The sequence below is a fragment of the Palleronia aestuarii genome (assembly GCF_003253995.1).
In the GTDB taxonomy this organism is placed as follows: domain Bacteria; phylum Pseudomonadota; class Alphaproteobacteria; order Rhodobacterales; family Rhodobacteraceae; genus Palleronia; species Palleronia aestuarii.
In genome coordinates this window covers 2,862-13,010 of the sequence record NZ_QKZL01000046.1, presented here as the reverse complement: position 1 = coordinate 13,010, position 10,149 = coordinate 2,862, and the positions used below count along the sequence as shown (strand labels likewise).

Below are 10,149 nucleotides of genomic sequence, written 5' to 3'. Positions count from 1 at the left end.
CGAGGCGCCGCGCTGACGTTCTCGAGGAGGTGCCAACGATCCGCCACCCGGACCGCCCGGGGCAAGGCGCGCGTGACCGCACCGCCGGTGCCGCCGGTCCGGTCGCGGGTGACTACCTCGATCTGCGGCTGCGCCCTGAGCCAGGCCTCGACGGTCGCCGGCTCCCTGTCCGGCGAGCAAGATCAATGATCTGCCGGCGTTCGAGATCGCAGATCACCGTGCCGTTGCGCTGGCCGCGCCGCCAGGCCCAGTCGTCGATGCCGATCACCCGCGGGGCGCTCGCCGGGCAACTCCGGCAGGATCAGTCTGTCACCGCAGCTGCTGGGGGTGAACTCTACCGCACGGATGTCCGAGGTCGCCGTATCCATGGCAGGATGCACCTTGTGTCACCGACGACGGCCTTGTACCCCGTGCTCGCGCGCCTGCCATTCTCCGTCGCCAAGGAACTCGATGCCGGTGCTGTTTCCCGAAAGGTTCAGGGAACCGTCGATACGTCGGCAAGGGTTCTAAACCGCCAAGGTTTTCTAATGGCGGCGCAGGGTGCTGACATCAGGCACGGACCAATCCAGCCCCGCCAGTCTTAGCAGGCTGGCCACCCTCCCCGCGGTCTGTCGCGTTGACATTGTGCTCAAACCAATGGCGCATCGATGTCGACTAGCTTGAACAGCACCTTGATCGGAGAACAGAACTGGATCGCGGCATCGGAGAAGACGGTCGGACGGCCAGGCCGTCCTTCACGCGGCGCCAGCCAAGCCATAGCTTGATCCATCCAGATCAACACCGAACCGGGCGCGCAGCGCCGCGTTATAACTAGACCAATCCGTCGTGCGATAGCGGGAGGGTGGAGGCTTGCTCACGCTGTTCGTCAACCCGCATAGAACCACGGTGTGAATCGCTCCCCGGCAGAATTCTTCAACAACGCTGCCTTATACGGAGCTCGGTCTGCACGCGCGATGGCTGAGTGAGGATCCCTTGGCAGCTCGAGCGTATATCCTGACCATCGCCACATGTGTCGACGGCGGAGCAAAAACCGGCTACGTGGCAGCGCAACACCAAGCCAATGGCGGCGCACGAGGCGCCATAGCTTGCGGGCTGGCCAGATAGCTAGCGCTTGCCACGGCGCATTGGCCCGCAGAGCCGATACCGTTGTAGAGAATCAGGTTGGGGCTTCGGCCTTTCGGGGCGTGGCTTTGGGCAAGCCGATAAACGGCTCACCGTCCAACGGGCGCAATATACCCGTTACAACGACATCCTAGGCGTGTGGGGCCACCTTGATGGCGATTACGAAGAGGTATCCCATGAGATCGTTCGCTCGACTATCCGCCATGGCGCTCTGTGCCGCCGGCGCCGTCCCCGCCGCCAGCGTCGGAAGCCCCTACAACACCCTGACCGGCGATGCGCCCCTTGTCATCGCGCATCGTGGGGCGCCGGCCTACCTGCCCGAGAACACGATCGGCGGGAATGAGCTCTCCGCGCAGATGGGCTCGGACTACATCGAGACCGACGTGATGATGACGTCGGACGGGGTCCTCATTGCGATGCATGACAGCTCGCTCGAGCGGACCACGAACGCCGAGGACGTGCTTGACGCGCGGAACGGCGGCTATGCGGTCAGCGACTACACCTACGCCGAGATCAGCGAGTTGACCGTGGAACCCACCGGCACGGGAAGCGACACCTACCCGGGCTTCACGCCTGCCGATGGCGACCCGTATCGCGTGCCGACATTCGACGACATGCTCGGTGCGCTGACGAGCTACAACGAGGGGAACGGCACCGATGTCGGGATCCTGACGGAGGGCAAGTATGCCTACGATTCCGCGACCAACCAGGCGGTCATCGAGACCTTGATCGCGCACGGATACGACACGCCCCGGGAATCGGCCGTGCAATCTTTCGACTTCGAAAACGTTCGCGAGTACGCCACACTCCTGGATGCGGCGGGCGTCGATATGGGCGTCGCTCAACTCGGTAGCGGTGGCCTCCTGGACGGCACCTGGTACGTCAGCGAAACGGAGAGCTTCGAGACGCTGGCCGGCTACACCGATACCGTCGCGCTCTATGCCGCCTCGATCACCGAGGGCCTCGTCGATGCCGCCCATGGCGAGGGCTTGAGCGTTTTCGCCTGGACGTTCCGGCCTGAGGAGCCGGATGCTGCGTTCGCGGCGGCGGAGCCGTTCCTGGATTGGGGCCTCGATGGGTTCATCACCGACAATCCGGACTACCTCCGCGCGGCCGTGACGGAATACGGCCAGATCGCCCCGGTGCCGCTTCCGGCGTCGCTGCCGTTGCTGGCAATAGGAATGGCAGGTCTCGCCGGTCTCGGCCTTCGGCGACGCCGCCGGACCTGAATGGGCTTCGAGCCCAGTGAGCCGCCGGGGATGCTTGGCGGTTCGTATTGCCATGGTGCCGCGGACCGAATGCCGCCTGCCTCGATCAGGCAGCTGCGGCGCGTGACCGGCGTGGTACGACCGCATAGCGGTGGGCGAGCAGCGGCATGTAGAACCAGAACCAGCCTTCTTCTTTTGCCGGTCATTATCGAGGACTCTCGGAATGACGCCGACGAGATGTTTTCGGTTCGGCGAAGCCGGCAAAGCTGCGCGACCTGCGACCGTGCAGGCTCGTCGCCGCAAGCTCAGCAGCTCAACGCAACAGAGCCGCTTGCCATCACGGGTCTCCCCGATCGACCGGAAACCGTTCAAAGAAGTCCTGTGCCTTGAGGTCTCTCTCCCGATCGCCTGTCAGGTAGGCCGAGAATCTGCACCTCTTGCAGGTGTGCAGCCATGCCCCGGGGGGCCAGTGATCCTTCTTGAACAGCCAGTGCGCAAAGGCCGTCTCCCCGCCGCAGTGCGGGCACCGGCGGTTGTGCTCTTCCTCCCTCGAGGCTTTTCGACGTTCGAGTTCTTCGGGAGACAGCGTGCTCATGTCGATCCTTGCGATTTTCTTGTTAGGACATCACCAGCCTCGATGATCCCGCAGGATCGGCAGGTATGTAACCAGCTTTCGCGGATCGGGTCCTGCTGCGTCATGAGGTAGATGGAGATCACCTCCCCGCCGCAGCGACGGCAATAGAACTTTCTGCGCCCGGGCATCAGAACGGTATTCCGTCATCGGGATCGTGAGGCGGAAACTGGGCAGCCCATGCCTCATGCCGCTCGCGCAGCGTTGACAGGCCATGCGCCTTTGCCATCTCGTCGTAGGCATCTCTCGTCAGGTCGAGACAGTGCCCCACGGCCTCGATCTCGAGAGCGTCGGATGTGTCGTCCCGGTCGAGCGTGCCGCGCCGCCTCTTGCGGTCGATCACGTCCCTCATGCGCGCTGCCATCATCTCCCGCGCCTGGCGCAACGGTTCCAAATCATCTTCGGTCACGACAGAGCCCTCTTGCTTTTCCCGTAGGCCAGCCAGACGGGCGAAACCTCCCGGTCGGCCTGGATAACGCCCTTACCGTGGCAGACCCAGCAGGGCACATCCGGAGAGCCGGTCATGCCCTCGGGGAAGTTGCCGGACCCGTCGCAAACGGGGCAGTCTTTCATGGTAGGATCAGCTTCCATTGCCCGACCCGTCGATGGTCGAACCGTCTCTGCACATGCTGTTCCAAGCTCCCTGGTTCTCGTCCCGCCACCAGCGTAGAGACAAGGCCGTAGTCGGGCTAGTCTTCCTGCATTGCCGCTGAAAGGGATCGTCTTACTGTTTCTGCCATGCGGTAAGCGGAAGGAAGGGCAAGGAACGGAACGTCTCTCGGATAAAACCTCGGTGTTGGCCTGCGCTCTGAGCGATAGCGGGAGGATCCTGCGCATGTCCCTGGCGCAAGTTCATTGACGGGCGGTCACCAACCGCGGCATCTGACGAAAGCGAGGCGGGAAGTCGCCTCGGACCGTTCCGCTCTGACGGCGAAGCGGGCAACGCACCGAAGAGGACCGTAGGAAGGGCAACAAGAGACGTGCCACTGCGTTTCAGTCTCAGACAATTGCAGTACTTCGTCGCCGTCGGCGACACGGGCAGCATTGCAGGGGCGTCGCAGCAGGTGAACGTGTCTTCGCCCTCGGTCTCGGCGGGGATTTCCCAGCTGGAAGAAGAGTTGGGCGTTCAGCTCTTCGTCCGGCACCACGCGCAGGGGCTGACCCCGACCGCGGCGGGCCTCGAGATCCTTGGCCAAGCGCGCCTGGTGTTGCGTCAGGCTGGCGCGATAAACGACATGGCCGGCGATCTCTCCGGCAGCGTGCGTGGGTCGCTGGCGATCGGATGCCTCAGCACCTTCGCCCAGATCGTCGTGCCGGGCCTGCGGCAAAGCTTCGTGCAGGACCATCCGGATGTTCGCACCAGCCAGATCGAGGCCGATCAGTCGGGATTGTTCAGTTTGCAGCGGCAGGCAAGGATCGACCTCGCCCTGACCTATGACCTGGATCTTCCGCGAGACCTGACCTTCATCCCGATCCTCGAACTCCCGCCCCTGGTCGCCTTGTACGAGACTCATCCGCTGGCGCATTTGCCGGAAATCTCGATCATCCAGCTGGCGCCGCACCCGATGGTGCTACTCGACCTGCCGCACAGCGCCGAGTATTTCATGTCGTTCTTCACCGACCATGGTCTGCGCGCCAACATCGCGGAACGAACCCGGGACATGGCCGTGATGCGCGGTCTTGTGGCAAATGGCTTTGGCTACTCGATCATCAACGTGCGGCCGCAAAACGATCTGTCGCCGGACGGAAAGCCGATCCTCTACATCCCCTTATCCGGCGGGCAACGACCGCTGAAGCTGGGCATTCTCACCAGCGCAGCGTCGAACCACACGCAGTTGCACAAGGCGTTCTTTACGCATGCGCAACGCTGGATCGACGGCTATGCGGAAAGGTTGCGGCTCCAGCCGTCAGCGCCCGGCTGACAATCCCGGCACATTAGCCTCTTCCGCCGGTTCGGCCAACCGCAGCACAGACGGGGGTGATTGCCCGGCGGGCTACTACAGGATGGAGTTGTCAGCCGACAGGACTGGCGCGGATCTCGAAGTCGCCATATCCAGCGCAAAGGTCTAAAGCGTCACCGCGCCGACAACACCCAGGGGTACGCAGCGCACCAGCGACAGATCGCCGGGGCCGGTCGGCGCGACCTCATCGCAAAGCCTGTCGATGGTTTCCGCGTACAAATGGATAGATGTGCGGACCCGGGCGCGTCGATGGTGGAGGCGCCGGTAATCGTCTTGCCCATGTCGAGACTGTCGAGCAGCATCATCTTCTCGAGTTTGGCCCGCAGCAAATCCGCCAGTTTCAACAGCACTGCCTTGCGATCCCAGGGGCGACATACGGGACTAGGAACCGGCCTCGAAGGCGCGGCGGCCGGCGGCCACGGCGCAATCAATATCCTCGGCATCGCATTCCGCAGCGGCGGTCAAGACGGCGCTTGTGGCTGAATTAATGCTGTCGGAGGTCTTGCCGCGCAACTCCAGCCTCGAGACAAGCGACGCCCGGTCCTGAGGCGAATGATCAAGCATGTCGTGTCCTGCTCAGTCGTCGCCGGGCACTCCGTAGGACGGCGCTTCGCGTGGGTCGAGGGCACGCTGCACATAGGCGTCGAGCTGCGGCTTGTAGACCTCCCAGGCGGTGGCGATGGCCTCGATGGGGCAGTCTTCCGTCCAGTCGCAGCGCAAGTCGGCCACCGGCCAGGTGACCTTGTCGGCGATCTGCAGCCCGGCGGAATGGATGGGGCCCGCCTCACCCCCCGCGGCCAGACCCGCGCGCATGGCGGCGATCAGGCGGTCGCCGATATGGCCGGTGGCCGAGAGATAGGCATTCACGATGGCCTGCGGCACGCCCTCGTTGTCCAGAAGGTTGCCGGCCGAGGCAACATTGTCTCCGTGCGCCTGGGTCCAGATCCCGAGGGAGTTCGGCCCAGAATGGATCGCCGTGGCGCCGCGCGTGTCGACGGCCAGAACCTGACGGTACTCAGCGAAACTCGCTTCGGACGCCGCGCGGACAACGGCAGCTTCGGCGCTCAGCCCCCCCTGCATCAGGTCCAGCGTCAGCGGCCCGAGGGTCGGATCCGTGACATTCTGCGAGGCTACAGCCCCCACCCCTGCGCGAGTATAGGAACAACGCGCCGCAACGGCCGGAGAGGAGGATGAAATGGCAATGCCGAACATGCCGGTGTCAGCGCAACGCGCAACGAGGGAAAAGGTCATGCGCCATAGCCTTCAGGGATGACGGCAGTGCCGTCGATTTCAACCAGCCATTCCGGCCGGGCCAGAGCCTGCACCACCAGCCCGGTCGAGACCGGATGCACGCCTTTGATATATTCGCCCATGGTGCGGTAGACCGCCTCGCGGTGGCGCACGTCGGTGATGTAGACCACGACCTTGACCAGATGCGCCATCTCGCCGCCCGCCTCTTCGATGAGCTGCTTGATATTCTGCATCACCTTGTGGGTCTGTTCGACCGGATCATGGCTTTCGATGTTCCTGGCGTCGTCCAGGTTCTGCGGGCATTGCCCGCGCAGCCAAACCGTCTTGCCACCTTCGGTGATGACCGCCTGGCACAGATCGTTATCGAGCTTCTGCTCGGGGTAGGTCTCGCTGGTGTTGAACTTGCGGATGCGGGTGTGGGCCATGCGATGTTCCTCGGATTACTCGGCGGCGGGCGCCACGATCGCGGCCTCGCCCTCGTAGCGCTGGTAGGCGCGTTGAATGATGATCTGATCGGCGACGTGCTTGGCATCGTGCCAGACGCCCCAGAGAAACGACGACCCGCGCCGCGACTGCCAGGGAAGGCCGAGGAAATAGACATCCGGCACCACGGAGGTTCCGCGCTGGTGGATCGGCGCGCCTTTTGCGTCGAAGGCATCGACTTTCAACCAGCCGAAATCCTGCCGAAACCCGGTGGCCCAGATGATCGAGGTTACCCCTTCTGCGGCGAGATCGAGCGCGCGGACCCTGTTGGTCAGGCACTCCGGGTCCGGATAGCTCCGCCGCGCCTCGGGCTCTTCGGGCAGGTCGAGGCCGGTGCGCGCGACATACGCGTCGGCCATGTCCAGCACCTCGAGGTAATTGGCATCCCCTGCCGCAATGTTTTTCGCCAGATCGTCGGCGAACGTCAGAACGCCCTTCTCGAACCTGCTGGTCAGACCGGTCAGGGTGACTCCCTCGCTCGCCAAGCGACGGAAATCCATCGTCTGGCCGCCCCGCGCCCCGCTGACGGAAATGGTGACATGCTCGGTCCCCGGCGCAGGAGCGGCCATATCCCACAGGCCCAGAACGCCCAGCCACCAGACGTTGTCCCGGCCGCGGTAGCGCCGTGGCGGGCGGTCATGCGGCCCGACGGAAAGGTAAACCTTGCGTCCGGCCCTGTTCAATTCGTCCGCGATCTGCGCACCCGAGGACCCTGCGCCGACAACAATTACAGCGCCGTCCGAAAGCTGGTCGGGATTCTTGTAGTGAAAGGAATGCAGCTGCTCGATCCCCGCTGTTTCCGGCACGATCGGCGGAATGACGGGGTGCTGAAACGCGCCGGTGGCGGCAACGATGCGGCGGGCCTGGATCCCGCCTTGGCTCGTTTGGACGAGAAACCCGCCCTCCCCGGACAGAGGCTCGGCGGATAGGACCTCGACCCCCTCACGGATCGGCGCGTCGATCATCGCGGCATAGTCGACGAGATACTGCGCCATTCGGTCCTTCGACACGAAGGCGTCAGGAGCGCAGTTTTCGAACTCCAGCCCCGGAAAGCGATCGTGCCATGCGGGTCCATTGGCGACAAGGCGGTCCCATCGACCGGTACGCCATGCTTCGGCCGTGCGGTCTTTTTCGAGGACAATATGGGGTACATCGGCGCGACCGAGATGTTCGCTCATAGCGATACCAGCCTGACCGCCGCCGACAATCAATGTGTCTGTCTTTTCCATGAGTACACCAGCACTCCCTGCATCCGGTTGCCCAACACCCCCCGAACTGGGCGATACAGGGGTTCTAGGCAGCCCCCGCAAGCTGGAAAATAACGAATTCAATCATCACTGCTAAGGTTCAGCCTAAACCAGATCCACACCTCGTTTGCGTACCGAGTTTCCCTAGTTTCTTCTATCGTTGATACGCAAGGTGGCTGTTCTCTGCGCGATTGTTCAAGCCCTTCTGGGCGCGGTGCTTGAGAGCGGGCGCGATGTCGCGCTTGGCCGCGGCGCAGGAGGCGTATTTGTCGGTCTCCATCCGCCTGGGCGGTCCATCGGCGGTCTTGAATAGGCGCAAGACCCGCCGTTTGGGACCGCCGTGCTTTGCGCGTGCCAATCGCCTGCGCCCTCCACCTTGATACCTGTGCTATTGACGAGCAGGTGCAGCGGGCCCTTCGGCCCTCGATACGGGATGTTTGCGGCCTGCGCCTTCTGTCATCGGCTCAGCGCGCTGAAATCGGGTACCGCCCAGTCAAGGCCCACCAGTCGCAACAGGCTATCGACGAAGCCGGTTGTCTGGCGCAGCGCCATGCCGAACAGCACTTTCATTGGAAGGTACGTCTAAATGCCGGCGTCGCTACAGGTCCGCTGGCGGCTACGCCTGCCTACCGGCACGGCGTAGCCGCTCATCTCGGGATCAAACCAAATCGTCAGCGAGTCCCGCCGCTTCAGCGCTGCGTCACAGTCCGGCCAGCTCTTGGCCTTGTAGGTGGGCGGTCACACCATCAATGCCACGCAGCGGCCTCATTTTCTCCTGTGTCATGGAAACCTTCGATCTGGCGATTGCGAAGGTCCCAATTGTTGGGCCAAAAAAGTCACCCGGAGAAGCGCGGTGTTCGACTCGGCTTTAAACGCTCCAACCGGGCGCCCTGGCGCGAAAGCGGCTTAGTCCTCGAGCCCAAACTGACCGCGCCAATTTAAGGAGTTTTGCAGTTGCAGCATGCTTGGCGCCCATCGCGCCCTGCCATAAGCGAACTTTCGAATGCCTCTGATGGTCTGGCCGCCCCTTCCGACCGCTTATACCTCGGTGCCGCTCTAAGGCGACCTCGGAGCGCTTAGGGGATTTGTTTGATGTTCTGTTCAGTCTTTTCGCGTTCACCGGTTGCTTGCGCTGGCTCCTCTATCCTCTTCGCCCGCGCCTGTCTGCCGTTAGTCTTCTCCACGGCACAAACTTTCTTGCCGCAATGCAGCGTATCCCGGTTTAATTGCTGCGCTGCGGCATCAGGTATGGGTCAACGGCGCAAGACATGCCCCGAGAGACACACACCGACACTCCAGAAGGAGACCCGACATGGCCACGAACCAAGGCACCAAATCAGCCGCCAACGACATTCAGAGCCTGTTCGACCCGCAGGGCTACCAGAACGTCTTCCGGACGATGGCAAACTCGAACGAGCGCCTGACGCAAGTGATGGTGGAGACCGGTACCCGGTCGACCAAGATCTTCAGCGAGACGTCGAAGGAAGCGCTGTCGAACCTGCGAGAGCTTGGCCAGGTCCGGGACGAGCCGGCGGCCTACGGTCAGGCCTACAACGAATTCTTCCAGAAGCAGATGGAGCTCTTCATGCGCACGGCGCAGAGCTTTGCCGGCGTGACGCAAGAGACGGCCAAGAACTCCGCCGAGCTGGCCTCCGAAGCCGGCCGGGACATGGCCGAGCAAGCCACGGCGAACGCCGAGAGCGCCGCCGACAAGGCCGGCCCCGCGGCGAAGAAGGCTGCCTGAACCGACCAGCCGGTCTGCGGACCGGCCGATCGACGGAAAGACGAATGGCGGGTTCGGCAACGGGCCCGCCGTTTGCATGTAAGATGTTCGCTAGTCCACGCCGGTGGCGCTTGTCTCGTCGGTGAAAATCTCCGCAGGCCCGCTTGCCCTGGACCTACTGCACTGGCGCCGTCGGCACGGGATCGGTGATGGCCTGGTAGACGAGCTGTTTGACGAGCTTGCGGTAATAGGCCCGCGAGGGACCGGCGCGCTGCGACATCATCATGACCACGAGCTCCTCTTCGGGGTCGACCCAGAAGAACGTGCCGCCGTAGCCTGCCCATATGAACTCGCCCGCCGATCCCGGCACCCCGGCGATCCCGTCCTCTTTCCGCACCATGAAGCCCAGGCCCAACGTGTAGCCCGGTACGCCCATCAGAAGCTCCCCGGGTTCGACGGGTGTCTCGATCCCCTCGCCCAAGTGATCGGACGCCATCAGCCGCACGCTTGTCGGGCTCAGCAC

Annotated in this window: 12 protein-coding genes and 3 pseudogenes; 3 read left to right on the top strand and 12 right to left on the bottom strand. The window is 63.4% G+C overall.

Annotated elements, in window-relative coordinates; all coding sequences use genetic code 11:
- Together LX81_RS20830 and LX81_RS20825 are read right to left on the bottom strand one after the other, a co-directional pair.
- Nucleotides 1–286, bottom strand: a pseudogene (locus LX81_RS20830) (ISL3 family transposase); the annotation flags it as partial.
- Nucleotides 273–857: pseudogene (locus LX81_RS20825) on the bottom strand (transposase); the annotation flags it as partial. The pseudogenes LX81_RS20825 and LX81_RS20830, both read right to left, overlap by 14 nt.
- Nucleotides 858–1,298: 441 nt before the next feature.
- Here LX81_RS20825 and LX81_RS20820 point away from each other — a divergent pair.
- Nucleotides 1,299–2,351: a glycerophosphodiester phosphodiesterase gene (locus tag LX81_RS20820; RefSeq protein WP_170134076.1), complete on the top strand. Its 1,053-nt coding sequence runs from the start codon at nucleotides 1,299–1,301 to the stop codon at nucleotides 2,349–2,351.
- Between the two features lie 316 nt (nucleotides 2,352–2,667).
- Here LX81_RS20820 and LX81_RS20815 read toward each other — a convergent pair whose 3' ends face one another.
- Together LX81_RS20815 and LX81_RS20810 are read right to left on the bottom strand one after the other, a co-directional pair.
- Complete coding sequence (locus tag LX81_RS20815; protein ID WP_111539185.1) at nucleotides 2,668–2,925, bottom strand: hypothetical protein; 258 nt, start codon at nucleotides 2,923–2,925, stop codon at nucleotides 2,668–2,670.
- Nucleotides 2,926–3,091: 166 nt separating this feature from the next.
- A complete protein-coding gene (locus LX81_RS20810; protein WP_111539184.1) occupies nucleotides 3,092–3,370 on the bottom strand; it encodes a hypothetical protein in 279 nt (92 codons plus the stop codon).
- A gap of 571 nt (nucleotides 3,371–3,941) precedes the next feature.
- On the opposite strand from LX81_RS20810, the gene LX81_RS20805 reads away from it, so the two are divergent.
- The gene (locus tag LX81_RS20805; protein WP_111539183.1) at nucleotides 3,942–4,883 is read left to right on the top strand and encodes a LysR substrate-binding domain-containing protein; all 942 of its coding nucleotides are present in this window, start codon (nucleotides 3,942–3,944) and stop codon (nucleotides 4,881–4,883) included.
- A 152-nt stretch (nucleotides 4,884–5,035) separates the two neighbouring features.
- Here the strand turns inward: LX81_RS20805 and LX81_RS20800 are convergent, their stop codons facing one another.
- From LX81_RS20800 to LX81_RS20775, 7 genes and pseudogenes are all read right to left on the bottom strand, one after another.
- Complete coding sequence (locus LX81_RS20800; protein ID WP_111539182.1) at nucleotides 5,036–5,272, bottom strand: hypothetical protein; 237 nt, start codon at nucleotides 5,270–5,272, stop codon at nucleotides 5,036–5,038.
- Nucleotides 5,273–5,303: 31 nt separating this feature from the next.
- Nucleotides 5,304–5,486 (bottom strand): hypothetical protein, encoded by a 183-nt coding sequence (locus LX81_RS20795; protein ID WP_111539181.1) that lies wholly within the window; start codon nucleotides 5,484–5,486, stop codon nucleotides 5,304–5,306.
- Nucleotides 5,487–5,498: 12 nt separating this feature from the next.
- On the bottom strand, nucleotides 5,499–6,173 hold the full coding sequence (locus LX81_RS20790) for a DUF1028 domain-containing protein (RefSeq protein ID WP_111539180.1): 675 nt from the start codon (nucleotides 6,171–6,173) through the stop codon (nucleotides 5,499–5,501).
- Nucleotides 6,170–6,598: a RidA family protein gene (locus LX81_RS20785; RefSeq protein WP_111539179.1), complete on the bottom strand. Its 429-nt coding sequence runs from the start codon at nucleotides 6,596–6,598 to the stop codon at nucleotides 6,170–6,172. The genes LX81_RS20790 and LX81_RS20785 overlap by 4 nt, the downstream gene beginning before the upstream one ends.
- A 15-nt stretch (nucleotides 6,599–6,613) precedes the next feature.
- Nucleotides 6,614–7,885, bottom strand: a complete 1,272-nt coding sequence (locus LX81_RS20780; protein WP_111539178.1) for a flavin-containing monooxygenase — start codon at nucleotides 7,883–7,885, stop codon at nucleotides 6,614–6,616.
- A 172-nt stretch (nucleotides 7,886–8,057) separates the two neighbouring features.
- Complete coding sequence (locus LX81_RS23440) at nucleotides 8,058–8,183, bottom strand: hypothetical protein (RefSeq protein ID WP_373280305.1); 126 nt, start codon at nucleotides 8,181–8,183, stop codon at nucleotides 8,058–8,060.
- Between the two features lie 33 nt (nucleotides 8,184–8,216).
- Nucleotides 8,217–8,596: pseudogene (locus LX81_RS20775) on the bottom strand (transposase); the annotation flags it as partial.
- 619 nt (nucleotides 8,597–9,215) lie between these two features.
- Here LX81_RS20775 and LX81_RS20770 point away from each other — a divergent pair.
- On the top strand, nucleotides 9,216–9,647 hold the full coding sequence (locus LX81_RS20770) for a phasin family protein (protein WP_111539177.1): 432 nt from the start codon (nucleotides 9,216–9,218) through the stop codon (nucleotides 9,645–9,647).
- A 154-nt stretch (nucleotides 9,648–9,801) separates the two neighbouring features.
- On the opposite strand, the gene LX81_RS20765 is transcribed toward LX81_RS20770, so the two are convergent.
- Nucleotides 9,802–10,149: serine hydrolase (locus LX81_RS20765; RefSeq protein WP_146259508.1), on the bottom strand; the 348-nt coding region annotated here is incomplete at its 5' end.

Coding starts and splice junctions, on each gene's coding strand:
- LX81_RS20820 (WP_170134076.1), top strand. CDS start 1,299: ATGAGATCGTTCGCTCGACTATCCGCCATGGCGCTCTGTGCCGCCGGC.
- LX81_RS20815 (WP_111539185.1), bottom strand. CDS start 2,925: ATGAGCACGCTGTCTCCCGAAGAACTCGAACGTCGAAAAGCCTCGAGG.
- LX81_RS20795 (WP_111539181.1), bottom strand. CDS start 5,486: ATGCTTGATCATTCGCCTCAGGACCGGGCGTCGCTTGTCTCGAGGCTG.
- LX81_RS20790 (WP_111539180.1), bottom strand. CDS start 6,173: ATGACCTTTTCCCTCGTTGCGCGTTGCGCTGACACCGGCATGTTCGGC.
- LX81_RS20785 (WP_111539179.1), bottom strand. CDS start 6,598: ATGGCCCACACCCGCATCCGCAAGTTCAACACCAGCGAGACCTACCCC.
- LX81_RS20780 (WP_111539178.1), bottom strand. CDS start 7,885: ATGGAAAAGACAGACACATTGATTGTCGGCGGCGGTCAGGCTGGTATC.
- LX81_RS23440 (WP_373280305.1), bottom strand. CDS start 8,183: ATGGAGACCGACAAATACGCCTCCTGCGCCGCGGCCAAGCGCGACATC.
- LX81_RS20770 (WP_111539177.1), top strand. CDS start 9,216: ATGGCCACGAACCAAGGCACCAAATCAGCCGCCAACGACATTCAGAGC.